The 18,302-nt window shown below is 47.2% G+C and carries 13 protein-coding genes; 6 read left to right on the forward strand and 7 right to left on the reverse strand.

Going from position 1 to position 18,302, the window contains the following annotated elements; all coding sequences use genetic code 11:
• Positions 1-26: 26 nt before the first annotated feature.
• The 7 genes from LU351_RS04640 to argH form a co-directional block, all read right to left on the reverse strand.
• Entirely contained in the window at positions 27-716 is a 690-nt protein-coding gene (locus LU351_RS04640) for a DUF484 family protein (protein WP_232592882.1), read from the reverse strand.
• Positions 713-1,543, reverse strand: a complete 831-nt coding sequence (dapF, locus tag LU351_RS04645) for a diaminopimelate epimerase (protein WP_232592883.1) — start codon at positions 1,541-1,543, stop codon at positions 713-715. Before dapF ends, LU351_RS04640 begins: the two co-directional genes overlap by 4 nt.
• Positions 1,544-1,615: 72 nt before the next feature.
• The gene (gene lysA, locus LU351_RS04650) at positions 1,616-2,872 is read right to left on the reverse strand and encodes a diaminopimelate decarboxylase (protein ID WP_232592884.1); all 1,257 of its coding nucleotides are present in this window, start codon (positions 2,870-2,872) and stop codon (positions 1,616-1,618) included.
• Between the two features lie 42 nt (positions 2,873-2,914).
• On the reverse strand, positions 2,915-3,151 hold the full coding sequence (lptM, locus tag LU351_RS04655) for an LPS translocon maturation chaperone LptM (protein WP_232592885.1): 237 nt from the start codon (positions 3,149-3,151) through the stop codon (positions 2,915-2,917).
• Between the two features lie 230 nt (positions 3,152-3,381).
• A complete protein-coding gene (locus tag LU351_RS04660; protein ID WP_232592886.1) occupies positions 3,382-6,342 on the reverse strand; it encodes a class I adenylate cyclase in 2,961 nt (986 codons plus the stop codon).
• Positions 6,343-6,577: 235 nt separating this feature from the next.
• The gene (locus LU351_RS04665) at positions 6,578-9,220 is read right to left on the reverse strand and encodes a response regulator (RefSeq protein ID WP_232592887.1); all 2,643 of its coding nucleotides are present in this window, start codon (positions 9,218-9,220) and stop codon (positions 6,578-6,580) included.
• Between the two features lie 754 nt (positions 9,221-9,974).
• Complete coding sequence (gene argH / locus LU351_RS04670) at positions 9,975-11,369, reverse strand: argininosuccinate lyase (protein ID WP_232592888.1); 1,395 nt, start codon at positions 11,367-11,369, stop codon at positions 9,975-9,977.
• Between the two features lie 379 nt (positions 11,370-11,748).
• On the opposite strand from argH, the gene LU351_RS04675 reads away from it, so the two are divergent.
• From LU351_RS04675 to LU351_RS04700, 6 genes are all read left to right on the forward strand, one after another.
• Complete coding sequence (locus LU351_RS04675; RefSeq protein WP_232592889.1) at positions 11,749-12,789, forward strand: sensor histidine kinase; 1,041 nt, start codon at positions 11,749-11,751, stop codon at positions 12,787-12,789.
• A gap of 27 nt (positions 12,790-12,816) precedes the next feature.
• Complete coding sequence (locus LU351_RS04680) at positions 12,817-13,557, forward strand: LytR/AlgR family response regulator transcription factor (RefSeq protein ID WP_232592890.1); 741 nt, start codon at positions 12,817-12,819, stop codon at positions 13,555-13,557.
• 172 nt (positions 13,558-13,729) lie between these two features.
• The gene (hemC, locus tag LU351_RS04685; RefSeq protein WP_232592891.1) at positions 13,730-14,668 is read left to right on the forward strand and encodes a hydroxymethylbilane synthase; all 939 of its coding nucleotides are present in this window, start codon (positions 13,730-13,732) and stop codon (positions 14,666-14,668) included.
• Positions 14,669-14,690: 22 nt separating this feature from the next.
• On the forward strand, positions 14,691-15,497 hold the full coding sequence (locus LU351_RS04690) for a uroporphyrinogen-III synthase (protein ID WP_232592892.1): 807 nt from the start codon (positions 14,691-14,693) through the stop codon (positions 15,495-15,497).
• A 125-nt stretch (positions 15,498-15,622) separates the two neighbouring features.
• Positions 15,623-16,996, forward strand: a complete 1,374-nt coding sequence (locus LU351_RS04695) for a uroporphyrinogen-III C-methyltransferase (RefSeq protein WP_232592893.1) — start codon at positions 15,623-15,625, stop codon at positions 16,994-16,996.
• Positions 16,989-18,251, forward strand: coding sequence for a heme biosynthesis HemY N-terminal domain-containing protein (locus tag LU351_RS04700; RefSeq protein ID WP_232592894.1), 1,263 nt, complete (start codon positions 16,989-16,991; stop codon positions 18,249-18,251). The genes LU351_RS04695 and LU351_RS04700 overlap by 8 nt, the downstream gene beginning before the upstream one ends.
• Positions 18,252-18,302 lie beyond the last annotated feature (51 nt).

Consider the following 18,302-nt stretch of genomic DNA (forward strand, 5'->3'; position numbering starts at 1 on the left):
CAGGTAGATCCTTTTCACCTTCAAAGCTAGCTCGGTATTTTATCGGGCAGCACCCGGTTAAGCACATCGGCAATGTAACTCAAAAATATGGTGCCCATGCTAGAGCGATAATAATCGGGGTCAGAATTCCCGATGGCCAGTAACCCTAAACGCTGACCATGTACTAAGGGGGCTACTGCCGCCGAGCCAATGTCGTTAATGTTTTTTGGGAAAAGCAGTGCGAGTTCGTTTTCGGGTAAATGCCCACACACAGCTTTATTCAATGGCAATAAACGGGGGAAGCAACGGCGCATATCGTTTAATGCCATTACTTGTGCTAACCCAGAATTAATACTGCTGGGGTTACCAATGAGTATCAAACTGGTAAATTGAATATTGAATTCATTTTCGAAGCTATAAAAAATGGCGTCGATGATGTCACCAATATCTCTTGCTTCCAGCAGTGTTAACACTAAGCGCCGTGTTTTATCAAATAAGGCATCATTTTTACGCGCGTTGTCGATGAAGATATCGAGGCGTTTGCGCATATCCATTGTTCGCTCACGCAACACCGAAACTTGGCGTTCAACGAGAGAAACGGCTTTACCACTTTCGTGGGGTAAGCGGATATCGTTCAGTAAATATTGATGGTTGATGAAAAATTCTGGGTTTTCGCGCAGATATTCAGCAACCTCTTCTGCGCGCAAGCTTTGAGTCTGATCGACACTCTCGGTCATAATCGAATTTGTCCGTGATAAACCGTCGTTGCTGGGCCTGTCATCAGTACTGGGGTATCGGGCCCTTGCCACTGAATGGTTAAGCTCCCACCAGGGAGGTTAACTTTCACATTTGAGTCTAACAAGTTCTGTAAGCACCCTGCTACTACTGCGGCGCATGCTCCGGTACCGCAAGCCAAGGTTTCACCCGCGCCACGTTCAAAAACCCGCAGGTTAATTTCACCTCGGTGGATGACTTCCATAAAGCCAACATTAACGCGTTTCGGAAAGCGGGGGTGTGTTTCAATGGCCGCGCCGATGGTCTCTACCTCTGCTGTTTCCGTGCTTCCGACCGTCAGTACGGCGTGGGGGTTGCCCATGGAAACGGCACCAATGGTGTACTGGATACCGTTATGTTCGAGTGGGTAGTGGGTCGCTTGCTCGGCAGCGGTAAACGGAATGTGTTCGGGGTTTAAAACGGGAATACCCATGTCAACGGTGACCTCACCGTTGTTCTGCAAGTGCAGTGTCATTTTACCGTTGGCGGTTTCGACACGGATCGATGAGCGGCCAGTGAGCTTTCGATCGGTAACAAACTTTGCGAAACAGCGTGCACCATTCCCGCAGTTTTCCACTTCTGAACCATCGGCATTAAAGATTCGGTAGCGAAAGTCCACATCGGGTGATGAGGGAATTTCTACCAATAAAATCTGATCGCAGCCAACACCGAAGCGTCGATCTGCAATGGCTCTTACGCGCTTTTCATCCAATAGAACACGTTGACTGATCGCATCGATAACAACAAAGTCGTTGCCTAAGCCATGCATTTTAGTGAATTTAAGGCGCATATAAGTCTCTCTTGGTCGTTTCTTTGGTAGACGTATGGGAAAGGGCGTATGCTCAATATGTGAGCACCCCTTTTATTGGTTTGATTTGGGTAAGAGCGCCTCACCTTTAATTAGGTCATCGAAGGATTCTCGTTCGCGTACAAGATGGGCTTGGTCGCCATCCACAATGATTTCGGCTGCACGTGTACGGCTGTTGTAGTTGGAGCTCATTGTAAAACCGTAAGCACCGCAGGAGCGAAGTGCCAATACATCTCCGGCGGAGAGGGATAGCGAACGATCGTGGGCGAGAAAATCTCCGGTCTCACAAACCGGGCCAACAATATCCCAGGATTGTGCAGTGGCATCACTTGGGCCGATATTTTCAACGTTGACCCAAGCTTGGTAGAGCGCTGGACGAATATTGTCGTTCATCGCGGCATCCACAATGGCAAAGTTTTTGTGCTCGGTGGGCTTTAAGTATTCAACCGTCGTTAACAAGATGCCGGCGTTGGCGACGATTGAGCGTCCAGGTTCCATCATCAATGAAACGTTTCGCCCTTCCAGTTTTTTCAACACTTCTACCATGTAATCGTGCACCGCCGGAGGTTGTTCATCTCTATAGGTCACGCCCAAGCCACCGCCAATATCTACATGATCAATCGTAATGCCTTTTGCCTCCAGGGTATCAACCAATGCTAATACGCGGTCGAGTGCGTCTAAGAAGGGGGTCATATCGGTTAATTGTGAACCGATATGGCAATCCACACCGGTGATATTGAGGTTAGGCAAACTCTGGGCGAATTCATAAACTTGTGGTGCGGTTTTAATATCGATGCCAAATTTATTTTCTTTCAACCCTGTGGAAATATAAGGGTGAGTTTGCGCATCAACATCTGGGTTGACACGCAAAGAAATATTCGCCGTTTTACCCATTGATGTGGCGATAGCAGAAATACGCTCAAGCTCTGGCGATGATTCTACGTTGAAGCACTTAACCCCAACTTCCAGCGCGAATTGAATTTCTTGATGGGACTTACCGACGCCGGAAAAAACGACGTTGTTCGGTGAACCGCCTGCTGTAATCACCCGTTGTAATTCACCCCCAGACACAATATCAAATCCGGCACCAAGCTCGGCCAGTAATCCTAATACGGCTAAATTTGAGTTGGCTTTCACGGCATAACAAATCAACCCTTCATGTTTACCTAATGCGTTTTTATAGGCCATGAATGCGTCTGAAATGGCTTTTTTACTGTAAACATACAGAGGGGTGCCATGGGTTTGAGCTAGGTCAGAGAGGGCGACGCCTTCTCCATAAAGTTGGGATGCTATGCGGGGAAAGTAACTCATAATATCGATCTATTGACGGGGTTTACGTGGGCTTTTAGTGAATTATTGTTGAACTGTAGTGGATTTACTGGTGTTTTCCGTTGTTGGCTCTTCAGTCGGCGATTCTAGCAAGGGCTGTGATTGAGATGTTTGCGCTGAAGGGGGTTGTTGAGCGGACTCAGGCAAATACAGGGGGCCGGTTTGCCCACAGCCTGTTAGGGTGATCAATGCCAACATGACACAACCAGTGGCAACGATGGTAAACGGTGTAGAGAGAAACCTTGTGTAGCCAGCTGTCATGAAATTAGTCTCATCGTGCGGTAATCGAAATGTGTGGCGTAATGGGCATTGACCGTATCTTTGGAATGCCATTTATCTAATGCTGTTTAACGTCTGCGACTGACCACCGGTCGTTAAATCCGCCGTTGTTCAACCTTCCATACGAAAATAGCAGGCCAGTATAACATTTGCTGTCGTCTTGATAATGCTTTGCGTTTTTGACCTTGAACAGAATTAAAGAAGAGGCTTATTTATAGCGCGGATAAAGCATGGTTAAGTTTGTTCTCTATGGTGGCTTTCATTTGCAAGTAATGAGCGAGCCTGAGTTCCCCGGTGCTACTGAGGGTATCGCTGCAACGAGTTAAATCTAAATCATTGATGTAAATGGGGTATCGAGTACCTTGGCGGCGTCGGGATAAAATGAATTGAGCCGCAGCGAGGTATAAGTTCTCGCCATACTGAAGGTGATTGAACTCATGTTGGTCGCACAGTAAGTCCACGTGTACGTGATCGAACGCATCCGGTTCGGCCAGTGCAAGCACATTAAAATGCGTCTTTTGTGGCACATTCACTAAATTGAAAGGCTCTTTACTGAGCTTCCAGAGTTGGCGCTCGTAGGTCAGTTCTCGAATATGAATAGGGTAGACGCCAAAGCTGCGTCGAGCAATCAGGGTGTTCGTGCCAATCTTAGGCAGTACCGCACGAATGAAGGTGTTAAGACTTAATAATAATGTTTGAGAGTTTTTACAGGGCAGCTCCAGTAAAGTGAGCGCATTGTATTCATCTAGGCAATAAATTTTGACTCGCTCAGATTGAGCCCGGAAAAAGGCGAGTTTGATGCCGCTTAATGAACATTGTGTGGCCACTAAGCGTAGTGGGTCATTGTGGCAGGCTCTTGGGTCAAAGGTGATGCGTTGAGAACCTGTATGCGGGGCTTGCAATAATTCAATTAGGGCGTTTCGGGTGGTGACGCTTTTTAGAGAGGGGTGGTCATGACCAAGGTAAATACAGTGGTAATGGCTGTCTGTCTGAAACACGAAGGTAGTGGTATTGGAGACTTTTTGCTTCCCCGCCATTGCCGCTAGGGTGTTTTTGCTGAATAGGCTTGACGAGGTTTGGGCGTGTTGGTTTTGCCCTCGATGTCTTTCGTGGGTTTCTAAAATAGTATCGATAAATTCGTTGATTCTTTGCTTAATCAAATGGTTAAAATCCACGGCAGCGCAGATGACATGCAAGTGCGGATGTTGCCCACGAGGGCACTCATCCAGCACTTGAAACAGCCGTAACGCCAAGTGTTTTAAGGCAGAGCTGCCTAAATCATGACAAGACACTTCCCGCCAGCTATTGCAGACAATCAAGTCGATACTGCTGATTAAGCTGAGTTTCTGATCTCCGTAACAAAAGGCGTCATTATTATCGCTAATGGTGTGAGTCTCTCCTGTTCCTGTTGCCGTGGTCGGGTTTAAATTGGCAATGATAATGATGGATTCAATATACGCTTCTTGCGCGAATTGATCATGGTCTGTGGGAATGGGGAAGGGTGGAAGTTGTTGGGATAACTCATTAAACAATTGCTTCAAAATGGCAGGGGTGATACTGCCATTTTTGATGAGTAGCTGCGTGCCAAGCGTGTAAATACCATTGCAGTGACACCAGCAAATCAGTTCCGTTAACGAGCGGGATTGGCGCAAAAGCAATAATGGGGTTGGGGTGGTAATGCGATTAGGAAGGCCATACACATTCCAACTGGCGCTGGTGTTCTTGCCGGAGCGAAATTCAAAGAGTAAATACTCTTCGCTGAGATTGCTGGAAATGTCCGGGTTAATGCGTTCAATTTTTCCGGGCTTTCTCTCAAATGCGGCGTGTAGTTTATTGCCGAGTACGGTTAATTCGAGGTGATCACAGTGGCTTTCTGCACCTGAGCTTTGAGCAAAGTGTGTTAATGAACGATAACCATTGGTTAATTCACTCACTAAGCGTTGGCGCTCTTGAATGACTCGTCGAGCTTTCCATTGGCGGCGACTGTCCAACAATTCGATAAATTCTGGTTTCCATCCCCATTGTGTTACAACGTGCTTGAGGAGTTCAGTTTGCCAGTGAGTGGAGGTGGCGTTGCGCCTTTCCCGAGCGGAGTTTAGGGCATTGGTCTTGGCCTTAGACAGTGTACGTCCTACCTTGAAATAAAGACTGCGCTGGGCCAAATCTAAGCGCTTTTGTTCTTTTCGTTGGGTAAGGTAGCGCGCTAAATGCTCATAAAGCAGCACATAGCTGTCTAAAGAGTCTAATTCTAGACAGCCTTGATAAACGCATTCTTTAAACTGGAGACTCAGTGTTCGAATATTGGGGTGTTCGCTGGCGTAGGTTTCTAACAACAGCAGTTTAAGTACTGCTTTATAAGGCGACTCTATGCCCTTGTACATTTGCCAAATGCCGGCCCCAATAAATTCTCCGGCAGGAATGTTGCCGCTACTGCCAAAATCCAATACATCAGTGTCGCGTAAGAATTTCTTTGAAAGCAATGTATTTGCATACTCTGCGTAACGTTGCTCGCATTCTGGCGGTACATACCACCATAGAGGGGTTCTGCCTGCTAGCCATACGGCAGAGCGATAAAATTCATCCAGCAGTAAATAGTGCTGGGTGCTGCCGCTGGCTTCGCTGTCTAGGCGTGCAAGTTCGCCGCTGCGAAATTGTTCGCAGTCCATCGTAAAGGCATGTAACTCAACACCATAGGTTTCCGCCCATCGGCTGATTTCATCGCACTTTCGTTTTAATAACTGGATTGACTCGGGGGCTATCCCAGGCTTATGGCAGACCCATATGTCCAAATCACTGTGGCTGCTTTGGGCGATGGTGCCTATGCTGCCCATTAAGAAGAGCGCATAAATATCTCGGTCTTTGTGAATCGGTTCGTGATAATGAAAGCTGCGACAAACCGATTTTGCCATCTGTTGTTCGGTTTTACTGGGCTGATAATTCCAGATACCGCTGGGGGTATTGGTAGTGAGGTAGCCTGGCATGGCGGGGTGGTTGCAGTGAAAAAGAAGGCATAACAAATCTAATACGATGTGTTGGCGTTCTGGTAATGCGGCGCGAGTACGTAAAAGGCGTTCAGCACTAATGTGCAGAAATCGCTCTTTTAGGCGGTTTAATTGATAGCGGTCGATACCGTTGTCGATATCGGCAATGGAAATAGAATCGCCTTGCATCATGATGGTAAGGGACTTTGATTGGAGTAGTGACAGTAATTATGACGTAACTTTTCTGTAGACGACGATTGTATATAGAACATTTTGGTATGGCTTTCGGCATCCCATTATAGTTGTCCTATCGTTGTGGTATGAAGTAGCTGCAAAAAGTAGCTGCAAAAAGTAGCTGCAAAAAAGTGTAGTGAGGCGCTGGATGCAGTGCATTAAGCGTGTGGCTGGAAATAGACCAGTTTATGTTTTAGTCATCTGAGTCGACCGAAATTTCCACAAAGTCGGCTATGGTCCGGTACAATAATTTCGGATTGACGGGTTTGGTTAAATACGCATTCATGCCGCATTTCAGGCACTGTTCTCTGTCGCCGCTCATGGCATGGGCCGTCATGGCAATAATAGGAATATTGGTGTGGTGTTGGCCTTTGCGAATGGTTTTGGTCGCGTCGTAGCCATCTACAATGGGCATTTCCATGTCCATTAAGACTAAATCAAAGTAACCCGGCGGTGAATGGTAGAGTTCATCAATGGCCTCTTGGCCATTATTGGCGACTATGACCTCTATGCCTTTTTTCTTCAGTAAGCCGACGGCGACCTTCTGGTTGACGATATTGTCTTCCGCCAGCAGGACGCGTGCGCCATCCAATAATTTATCAATATTATCTTCGGGCCGAGCATCCATCATGTCGACTGGTTTGATGCTGTAGATGGTGTCGAACAGGCTGGAAGGGCTAATGGGTTTGTGAAGAAACCCATGGATAAAGTCGGGTTTGGATGAAAATATTTCGTTGCGACGATAAGACGAAACCAAAATGACACGAGGTTTGTGGGCAATAATCTCATTGTGTTGAATTCTTTGGGCGGTCTCTAGCCCATTGAGCCCCGGCATATCATAGTCGAGAACAATGACTTTATAGGCGCTCTCGGATACAGATTTTTGACTGTGTGGGTCCAATTTTGGACTATGTGGTTCCAATTTTTGACTGTGTGATTCCACTTTTTGATTGTGTTGTTCCAGTAGTGCGATGGCCTCTTCACCATTCGCGACGCTGGCGACGTCAAGTTTTATGGCTTTACCGGTTCTTTCTAGGACTTCACGGGCTTGGTCATTGTCGTCCACAATGAGCGTTTTGAGGTTTTCGAAACGGTCCGGGTTTTCTCTAATGGGCCGCGCCCCTAAATGGCTGTCTTCAAATAATGCATTGAACGAAAATGTACTGCCTTGGTTTTCGGCACTTTCGACAGATAATTTCCCTTTCATTAACGTGATGAGTTGTTTGCAAATAGACAATCCCAGTCCGGCGCCACCAAATCGTCGACGACTTGAGCCATCGGCTTGGGTAAAAGGTTCAAATAAGGACTCTAATTTTTCTTTGGGAATGCCAATACCGGTATCTTTGACACTGAATACCAGTTCTGTGGCATCGGGACGTATTTTTTTATGTTGAATCGAAAAGCGAATTTCCCCTTTTTCGGTAAACTTAATCGCGTTATTTAATAAATGATTTAATACTTGGCCAAGTCGAATTGGGTCTCCCCGAAGATAACGTGGCAGTTCAGGGGATAAATCGTACACGACTTCAAGATGTTTAGAGGTTGCTTTGGCGTCGGTATCTCTTGCGACGGAGCGCAATAGTTCGTCTAAGTCGAAATGGCTGTTATCGAGAGTAATATCACCGGTTTCGATTTTGGTGAAATCCAGAATGTCGTTAATGGTATAAAGCAAACTATTGGCAGAAGTATCAATACTTTTTAAATAGGCATGTTGGGTTTGGTTCAACGGGGTGTCGCGCAATAAATGCGCCATGCCGATAATGGCATTCATGGGGGTACGAATTTCATGGCTCATGCGAGTAAGAAATTCACTTTTGGCTTGGTTGGCTGCGTTGGCGTATTGCATGGCCTTTTTGAGTTGCCGCTCAGATTCTTTAAACGGAGTAATATCCATATTAATGCCCACAATACGCGTTGCCTTGCCGTATTTGTTGCGGCGAACCACTTTCGCTCGACAGTATGTCCAGACAATATGTCCGTCTTTGTGTAAACCTCGATATTCGTTTTCGTAACTGTCTCGATCGCCTTCCAGCGCTTCTTTGAGAATTTGTTTGGCTCGATGGAGGTCATCGGGGTGGATAAAGTAATTTTCGGCAGTAGACGCTTTTTGAGGTAGGTGGCTTTTTTCGTAGCCGTACATTCTTAAACAACTCAAGCTGTAAAAGCAATCGCCTGTGGTAGGGTCGAAGTCCCACAGTCCATCTCGTGAGGCCTCCATGGCATAGCTCAGTCGTTTTGCTTGGGAGTTTAATGCTTCAATTAATTCCGTTCGGCTAAAGACTAATGCGAGAGCATTGCCCAGTAAGTGACAACACTCAATTTGCTCGCGTTGCCATTGTTTGGGGTGTCCACAGCTCAATACCAGGAAGGCTTTAACACGTAAACTGCCCTGTTGTTTAATGGGGACAAGCAACAAGGATTGCAGCTCACCAGAGGCTACCCACGGCGCTATGATGGGATCAATTTTTTCGTGTGTTAGACGAGTATCGTTAATGATTAACGGTTCGCCAGACTCAAGATTGCGTTTAAGAATCTCCTGATTAGTAATATCAAAGGGGACAGTGGCCCCTTCAATGGGGTGCTTGTCTGAGTGATGCCATCCCACTTTGACTTTAACCAGATTGCTGGCCTCATCAAATTTATTTAGCGTGCAGTAATCACTACCGGTAGCTTGGCCTAATCGGGCAACTGCATTATGCATTGCTGTGTAGGGGTCGCCTTGAGCAATTTCATAAATAATTTTACTCAAAATCTCTTTGCCCAAGTCGAAAGTACTCAAAGGATTTGAGTGCGGATTGGATTCGTTTAAAGGGGCAGCAGAAGATTGAGATTTCAAAACTTGAATCTCTTTTTCCAGAACCTGTATTCGAGCCTCTAGCTCTTCATATGTGGGTTTTTTAGGCATGTTTTTTAGGGAGGAAAATAGCCTCGTGAGTAAAGGTCAGTTTTACAGCTTTGTTAAGCCATAACTTAATCATCCCATTGATAACACGCATTCCTATTGGTTCATTTGATTTAAGTTGCCAGAGCAGTAATACAATACGCCGATAAACGAACTTATACGACGGTTTGCTATTGTTTGTTCTTACATATTTATGTTTTTTTATAATATAAAATCTATTTTTTTAGATGCGTCAAAGCTTTGAATAAAGCGATTAGCGTTCAATTTCAAAAACTTAATGCTTAACTTTGTATTTTAGCATTATTTCCTCTTTCCCATTGCGCTCTGGGGGCCTAGAGAATTGATCGTTTAACACTCCATGACAGGTAGTGAGCCCGCGCTAGAAATGGAAAACTTTGATTAATTCGCCTGCTTTTCCAAGAAAGTAATGTAAAAACATCGTCGATACTTTGATACAAAAAGCGATTAAAGCAATTACAAAAAATGGTTATATTCATTCTTGTGATTACTGGTTGGGGGCAGCTTCATCTTTGTCGCTGTGTTGATAAAAGGGTGGGGGTTGTTTAATAAAGCGAATTAATAAAAAAGAAAGGAGGGAGGCTTTCAGGGACGGCGAGGAAGTCGCCGTCAGTGACTACTTTGTTATGACTATTACTTTGTTGTGACTACTTGTTGAGTGTATTTTTGTTCAAGGATTGAGGGTTTGTCTTGCTGTGGCGACGGCGATTTTCACTTGTTCAGGCGCTGTACCTCCAATATGACTTCTTGCTGCCACAGAGCCTTCCAGCGTTAACACGTCAAACACATCGCTCTCGATAACGGTAGAAAATTGTTGCAATTCTTCTAATGTCATCTCCGATAAATCGCGTTGTTGCTCCAACCCAAACGCCACGGATTTACCCACAATTTCATGGGCATCACGGAAAGCAACGCCTTTTCGAACCAAATAATCGGCTAAGTCTGTGGCGGTAGAGAAACCGCGTTTAGCCGCTTCGTACATGGCGGTTTTGTTGGTTTCCAGTGCGGGAATCATGTCGGCAAACGCACGCAAACAATCTTTAACGGTATCAACGGCATCAAAGAGGGGCTCTTTGTCTTCTTGGTTGTCTTTGTTGTACGCCAACGGCTGCGACTTCATTAAGGTCAACAGCGCGATGAGATGACCATTAATGCGGCCGGTTTTGCCACGGACTAATTCGGGGACGTCCGGGTTTTTTTTCTGAGGCATGATGGAGCTGCCGGTGCAAAAGCGATCAGGCAAGTCAATAAAATTAAATTGCGCGGAAGTCCATAGGATGAGCTCCTCGGAAGCACGAGAAAGGTGGGTTAGCAGTAAGCTTGCAAAGGCGCAAAATTCAATGGCGAAGTCCCGATCCGATACAGAGTCTAGTGAGTTGCGGGTAGGGGCGCTAAAGCCAAGTAATTCGGCGGTGCACTCACGATCGATGGGGTAGGTGGTGCCGGCCAGTGCGGCGGAACCAAGAGGCGATAGGTTTACACGCTTGCGGCAATCGAGCAACCGATCATGATCTCGGCTGATCATCTCCTGCCATGCCAGCATATGGTGCCCAAAGGTGACCGGTTGTGCGGTTTGCAAATGGGTAAAGCCCGGCATAATGGTGCTGGCTTCTCGTTCTGCCAAGTCCAATAATCCGGTACGCAGACGAGTTAATTCGGTACTGATGGCATCGATTTCATCGCGCAAGTAAAGACGAATGTCGGTGGCCACTTGGTCATTACGTGAGCGGCCTGTATGAAGCTTTTTCCCTGTGATGCCGATTTTCTGGGTCAGTCTTGCTTCAATGTTCATGTGAACATCTTCCAGTGCTTCCGACCATTCAAACTCACCACGCTCAATTTCTTCTCGAACTTCATTCAATCCTTGAATGATTTGGTCTTTCTCTTCGTCTGTGAGCACGCCGACTTGGGCGAGCATGGTGGCATGGGCGATGGAACCGCGAATGTCTTGCTCGTAAAGGCGTTGGTCAAAATTCACAGACGCTGTAAATCGTGCAACAAACGCATCGGTGGGCTCGCTGAACCGTCCGCCCCATTGTTGGTTGGTTTTAGAATCATCACTCATGAATATCTGCCTGCTGAAGTCGATGGTTGATAGTGAATACTTCGCGTTTGAAGTGAAACGGTTGAGTATAAGGTATAGCGAATTTGTGGGCGATGGTGTTTGGCGCCTAAATTGCTTTTTGGTTATTTCTGATTTTTATCGAGTGAAGACATTGTGTGTGGTGTATCAAATTATGCGGTGTGCGGTAGATTGGTGGTGCCTAACTTGAGCGTCCTTTGCTTATCTGGTGGAATTTTCCCTGAAAAGGGGATGTGCATTATTCTTAGTTTTTAAAGGCTTAGGCTCAATCACGGGTTTAGAGACAGCAAGCGAACAAGAATTCATTATTTTTAATTTCAATGTCATTTTAAATGCCAGCTTTTCGGCCTAAGGGGGTAGTTTGTCTGGCTCAATAGCCTCATCTCGAAATCCGTTTTTACCGGATTTATGTGCCATGCAATCGGTTTTTTTCTTGGTGCTCGGTGCTGAGCTCTTGGCCTTTGCTTTGGTGATTGCTTCTGCACCGTTGGCTTATTTTAGTTGGGTCAAGCTCGGCCAAATCTCGATGTTGGTGCAGTGGATAACGCTCAGTAATGCGGCGGTACTGTGTCGGTTGCGCTTTTGGTTAGGGGGGCTTTCGCCCAGCTCTGCAGGTACGTTCAGCTACTTACTCGTGCTTGCCATTACCTTGTTATTTAGTTGGGGTGGTGGGGTGTTGATGTATCGAGAAGTGGCATTGCTTGAATCTTTGCGGGCGGCATTATTGGCGGCCATTATTGCCGGTGTGGTATTGCGCTACATGTATTTGCAGCAGCAATTGGCCAATGAGCAGCAAGCCCAAGCCCAAGCGCAAATTGCGGCATTGCAGGCACGTATTCGGCCCCATTTTTTGTTTAACAGCATGAATGCGTTGGCAAGCCTGGTTTCCATAGACCCCGAACGGGCCGAGCAATTGGTATTGGACTTGTCGGATTTGTTTCGTGCCAGTATGGCCGAGGCGGCATTGGTGCCGGTGTCGCAAGAAATTCAACTGGGACAACAATACTTAGCCGTCGAGCAGGTAAGGTTAGATAGTCGATTAAGCGTGAGCTGGTCGACCCAAGGTGAACTTGAGCGTGCCGTCATGCCCAGCTTGATGTTACAACCTTTGCTGGAGAATGCGGTTTATCATGGTATTGAGCCTTTGAGCCAGGGAGGGGTAATTGAGGTGGTGGTTGAGGTGACGGAGACCACCGCCGGTGATGCCTTCGACGTGGTGATTACCCTTCATAACGATAAGCCGTCGGGTGGTTCATCAGAAACCCGTGGCAGTGGTATTGCCCAACAGAATATTCGACAACGGTTAGTGGCACACTTTGGTGAACAGGCGAGCTTTGCGGTTGAAGACCACGATAACCACTATGCTGTGAAGATCGCCTATCGGTGTGGCCGTGAAGAATAAAAAATAAAAAGAGAAGAGTGCTTAACCATGGACATAATTGTTGTAGATGATGAGCCTTTGGCTCGTGCGAGATTGATCAAGTTAATCGCAGAAATTGAGGGTTGCCGAGTGTTGGATGAGGCGGGCAATTGTGAGAATGCGGTCGCCGCAGTAGAGCGTCATGACCCAGATTTGGTGCTATTGGATGTGAGAATGCCCGGCAGCAATGGATTGAATGCCGCAGAAGCCATTAACCAGTTAGATGACCCTCCGGCCATTATCTTTTGTACCGCCTATGACGAATATGCCATCAACGCCTTTGACTTGGGTGCCGTGGGCTATTTGCTCAAACCAGTTCGAATTGAAAAGCTTAAGGAAGTCTTAGAGAAAGCAAAAAAAGTCAATCGTGTGCAGCGGGCGGCCGCAAAAGAGTCCAAGACGCCTCTGGAAAATGCAAAACGCACACACATTAGTGCCAAAACTCGGCGGGGTGTGAAGCTTATTGATATTAATCATGTTCAGTTTTTTCAGGCAGATCAGAAATACGTCACCTGTCATTACGATGGCGGAACGCTATTGATCGACGACACCTTAAAAGAGTTAGAGCAAGAGTTTTCTTCATTATTCGTGCGAACTCACCGTAACGCGCTGGTGTTTATTGGCGCCATTGAGGCAATGGAAAAATCCCAAGAGGGGACTTACTATCTACGCCTGAAAGCAACAGAAGAGACACCGGCGGTCAGTCGTCGTCACGTGAGTAAAGTGAAAGAGTTGTTGATGTCTCTGTAGGTTTTGGAAAATAGGTTTTGGAAAACAACTCAGGTGGCTTTCAACATCACAGATCGTGATGTGTCTCGTATCGGGCATTTCCAAAGCGCTTACCGGCACTGTTATGATTCACCTCATAAACCATCATTCGATAGTGACGATACGATCTTTTTTCTATAGATAGAGTAAATCCATGCCTCTTGCCCAAAAACTCCGAATTGCTACCCGAAAAAGTGCCTTAGCCATGTGGCAGGCTGAATACGTTCAAGCTTCATTGGAAGCGCATCACCCTGGGTTGGGGGTCGAGTTGTGTCCAATGGTCAGTAAGGGCGACAAGATTCTAGATGTGCCGCTGGCGAAAGTGGGCGGTAAAGGGTTGTTTGTAAAAGAGCTGGAAAATTCCATGCTGGCCAACGAGACTGATATTGCGGTGCATTCTATGAAAGATGTGCCAATGGAGTTTCCTGATGGGTTGGGCCTTGCTGTTATCTGTGAGCGAGAAGATCCCCGTGATGCGTTTGTCTCTAATCGATACAGCTCGTTCGAGTCGCTCCCTCAGGGTGCGGTGGTGGGGACTTCCAGCCTACGCCGCCAATGTCAATTGTTATCAAAGCGCCCGGATTTGGACATCAAGTTTCTGCGTGGCAACGTGAATACGCGATTGAGTAAGTTAGACGGAGAAGAATACGATGCCATTATTCTTGCCGCCGCCGGGTTGTTGCGCTTGGAGTTCAAAGAACGTATCGCTGAGTATCTCCCGCCAGAATTAAGCTTGCCTGCGGGCGGCCAAGGGGCGGTGGGTATCGAGTGTCGAACCGATGACACGATCACACAAGCGCTATTGGCACCGTTACATCACCAAGACACTGCTACAAGAGTCTTGGCCGAGCGTGCCATGAATCGCCGTTTGGAGGGGGGCTGCCAGGTACCTATTGGTTGTTATGCCGAACTTGAGCAAGACCAGCTTTGGCTACGAGGGTTGGTGGGGGCGCCGGATGGCAGTGTGTTGCTATTCGATGAGATACGTGGCGAGCGAGAAGATGCCGAAGCAATGGGGGTGGCATTGGCAGAACGTTTATTGGCGTCTGGTGCCGATAAGATTTTAGCCTCAGTGTATGGCACTTCAGTTTGATGATGAATGAGTTCGCTTACTAATGAGCAGCTTGAACCATGATGAATCGGATAACCGAGGAACCATTCCCTCTTCAATGAAGTGGGTGTGGGTGACTCGACCGAGGTTGCAAGGGGAGCAAACGGCTCAACGATTGATTGAGATGGGGTATCAACCTTGGGTGCAACCGGTGATGGATATTGTTCCGATTGACCTTACCCCTTCATCTCGACAAGCCCTGATGAACTTGGATGAATATCAAAAAGTCATTTTTGTCAGCCAAAATGCGGTGCGTTTTGGTTGTCTCGCCATAGAAGATTTCTGGCCACAGTGGCCGGTTGGTGTTGCTTTCTTTGGTATCGGTGAAGCAACGGTACTCGCTTTGGAATCTCAAGGTATACAAGCTCAAAGTAATATTGATAGCGCTGCCAAGAATTCAGAAGCCCTATTGGCGTTGCCTGCTTTGCAATCGCTTGAACATAACCGAGTGTTGATTCTGCGTGGCAAAGGGGGGCGTGAAACGCTAAAAGAAACACTAGAGGCACGGGGGGCGAAAGTGGAGTATTGCGAACTGTATGAACGTCGGTTGTCCCCAGAGGCAGAAAACGCACTGCGAGCTTCTGTGTTTTCTCAGTCGGTGCCGGCAAGTTCGGCGATCTTGGCATACAGTGGGGACAGCCTGGCCTATATTGATCGCGTGATTGCGTCCGCAGGCTTGTCCTTCTTAAAGCAATTGCCAATCATCGTACCGGGTGAGCGTGTGGCCAAGTTGGCACAAGAGCGAGAGTTTTACGATATTCGCATGGCAGACAATGCCTCGGATAAGTCCATGCTGAAGATGTTACCGTAGCGCTTTTGCGGCTACACATGAGCGACTGGCCATTGATTTATCGTTTATTACTGTCACTTATTACTAACACTTAATGACTACCATTTATTATTACCGCTTAACATGGGTTTTGGGGAAAGACCGCTATGAAGGACACTACGCCTGACGACCAGCCGTCAGCGAATCATTCATCCAATCAGCCATCCAATCAGACATCCGATAATACAGATCGTGACCACTCGGATATTCCAGAGAAGACAGACGTGAGCGCAGAGCAGCCAATAGATGAGGCCGGCTCCAGTAAAAATGAGGTTGCCCAATCCTTGAAAGCCGAAACCCCTACCGAAGACCGCTTACAAACACAGTCGACTCAACCACAGTCGATTAAAGCGAGCGCACAAAAGACAGATCAAAAGAGCGACCCTGAGGATTCACAGCCTGTGGATAAGCCATCAACGCCCTTGTCAAAACTGGCAGTGGTGTGCTTCGTTTTAGTGCTGATTTTGGGTGGCCTTATCGGCACGGGTGGCTACGTTGGTTGGAAAGAATGGCGCGCGCAACAAGCGCAGAATCTATTACTGACCCAACAAATCAGTGCCAGTGCGAGTAGCATTGATGCGCTGGAGCAGTCTTTACGACAAGCTCAAACTGTCGCTAATACCAGTACCGGTGAGCGCCGTGACTTAGAGGCCAAACTCAATGCCGTTACTTCACGCCTAGATGCTCACAATGAGCGATTGTTGTCGCTTTCCAACACCAGCCGGGAAGATTGGTTGTTGGCTGAAGCGGAATACCTATTGCGATTAGCCAACCAACGATTACTGGTAGATCGTAGTGCTCGTTCTGCGGTGGGCTTGCTGGAAGCTGCTGATGAAATCTTACGGGAATTGGCCATGCCAGATTTATTCCCAGTACGACAGGCTGTGGCGCAGGATTTGGGGGCTCTGAAATTGGCCGCGACGGTGGATCGAGAAGGTTTGTACCTGCGGTTAGATGGGTTGGCCAATAATATCCATTTGTTGCCAAATGTATTCAGTGATCTCCAATTTGAGCCGGGTGAGGTAGAGGCGGTATTGGCGCCAGCGGATGAGTCTCAACATTGGATAGACCGCCTGAGCATGATGGTTAAGCGTGTCACCCATGAGTTTAGCCAGTACGTTAAGGTACATGGCCCCAGCGACCAGCCAGCTAAACCGCTTTTACCGCCAGAAAGCGACACTTACCTGAAGCAAAACCTTCGCTTTTTGTTAGAACAAGCGCAACTGGCGATGCTCAGAGAGCAGACCAATATTTATCAACAAAGCCTGACTAAAGCTCGTGAGTTATTGACTGAGTTCTACCCATTGAGTGAACAAGCGAGGCGCCTGCGGACTGAGTTGATTTCGCTTGCCTCAGAGCCTGTTGTTGAGAAACTACCTGATATTTCTAGCTCTCAAGAGCAGTTGCATGCTTACATCGAAGCCTTGCACCAATTGACCGGCACTCGTGCTACGCCAAAGCAGGAGGATGTTCGTGATTAAAAACCTTCTGTATCGTGTGTTTTTTTGGTTGTTCCTCATTGTTTTTTTCCTGTGGGCCATTTACCAAGTGGTGACCAGTACTCCGGGCTATGTCGCTATTTCTATCAATCGCTATACCGTTGAAACCACATTTTGGGTCGCTATCGCCTTGAACGTGGCCCTGTTCTTGACGTTGGTGCTGATTTGGAAAAGCATCAAAAGAACACGTCGTGTAATGATTGGCAGTGTGTCATGGATGCGTCACGGTAACCCGCGCAGTGCTCAACGAGCCACGACCATCGGCTTGTTGGAATTCTTAGAAGGCAATTGGCGGCCTGCCCGCAAGCAACTGCTTAAAGGGGCAAAGCGCGTCGACAATCCATTGTTAAATTACTTGGCGGCTGCCCGTTGTGCCTATGAATTGGGTGAAGAAGAAACCGTTGGAGAGCTTCTCAACCAGGCTGAGCAAAGGGCGCCAAAGAATACCTTGGCGGTTGCATTAACTCAGGCGCGTATGCAATTGATTGCCAAAAAATATGAGCCGTGTATTGCCACTTTAGAGCGTGCCAGAAAAGCTAAACCCAACCATCCAGTCGTTTTGGGGCTACTATCCGAAGCGTATATGGGGGTCGGTGACTGGAAAGCGTTGCAGAAATTACTGCCACAATTGAAGCAACGGGGTCATATGAGCGAAGAAGAGTGGGCCGCATTGAGCATGAAAGCGGTACTAGAGCGCCTGGAATCCGAGGGGGATCTTGCGAGTCGTTTGTCTTCCGCAGAGGCGGTCAAGCATATGGAGCAAGTGTGGCAAGAGTTGCCTGCTCAATACCGTAAAGATGTGGCCGTGATTGCCTCGTTTGTGCAGCAGTTGGTGCGAAATGGTGGGGATGCTTCTGCCGAGCAGGTATTGCGCAAAACATTGCGAGAACAATGGGATGCACGATTGGTACGGTTTTACGGAATGGTCTCCGGTGAAAACGTTAATAAGCAGTTATCGTTGGCAGAAAGTTGGTTGAATGAGCATCCAGACGACAAAGAATTGTGCTTGGCTTTGGGCCGAATCAGTTTACGAAACGAATTATGGGGTAAGGCTCGTGAGTATTTTGAGCGAAGCTTGAAGTTGGCTAAAAACCCGGAAGCCTATGCTGAATTGGCGAGATTGCTGGCTCACTTGGGTGAGCATCGGCTCAGTACTCAATATTACCAAGAAGGTTTGATTTTAAGTACTGCCGGTTTACCTGTATTGCCTATGCCAAAATCAGTGACCGAGCATTAAGCTCGGTCATCATTCTTCATTTCTTTCTCTTTATTTTAGCTTTCCGTCTTT

The sequence above is a fragment of the Marinibactrum halimedae genome (assembly GCF_021234875.1).
Classification (GTDB): Bacteria; Pseudomonadota; Gammaproteobacteria; order Pseudomonadales; family Cellvibrionaceae; genus Marinibactrum; species Marinibactrum halimedae.

Excerpts from the sequence above, each read along its gene's own strand:
- LU351_RS04640 (WP_232592882.1), bottom strand. The coding sequence starts at position 716 with ATGACCGAGAGTGTCGATCAGACTCAAAGCTTGCGCGCAGAAGAGGTT.
- dapF (WP_232592883.1), bottom strand. The coding sequence starts at position 1,543 with ATGCGCCTTAAATTCACTAAAATGCATGGCTTAGGCAACGACTTTGTT.
- lysA (WP_232592884.1), bottom strand. The coding sequence starts at position 2,872 with ATGAGTTACTTTCCCCGCATAGCATCCCAACTTTATGGAGAAGGCGTC.
- lptM (WP_232592885.1), bottom strand. The coding sequence starts at position 3,151 with ATGACAGCTGGCTACACAAGGTTTCTCTCTACACCGTTTACCATCGTT.
- LU351_RS04660 (WP_232592886.1), bottom strand. The coding sequence starts at position 6,342 with ATGATGCAAGGCGATTCTATTTCCATTGCCGATATCGACAACGGTATC.
- argH (WP_232592888.1), bottom strand. The coding sequence starts at position 11,369 with ATGAGTGATGATTCTAAAACCAACCAACAATGGGGCGGACGGTTCAGC.
- LU351_RS04680 (WP_232592890.1), top strand. The coding sequence starts at position 12,817 with ATGGACATAATTGTTGTAGATGATGAGCCTTTGGCTCGTGCGAGATTG.
- hemC (WP_232592891.1), top strand. The coding sequence starts at position 13,730 with ATGCCTCTTGCCCAAAAACTCCGAATTGCTACCCGAAAAAGTGCCTTA.
- LU351_RS04690 (WP_232592892.1), top strand. The coding sequence starts at position 14,691 with ATGAGCAGCTTGAACCATGATGAATCGGATAACCGAGGAACCATTCCC.
- LU351_RS04695 (WP_232592893.1), top strand. The coding sequence starts at position 15,623 with ATGAAGGACACTACGCCTGACGACCAGCCGTCAGCGAATCATTCATCC.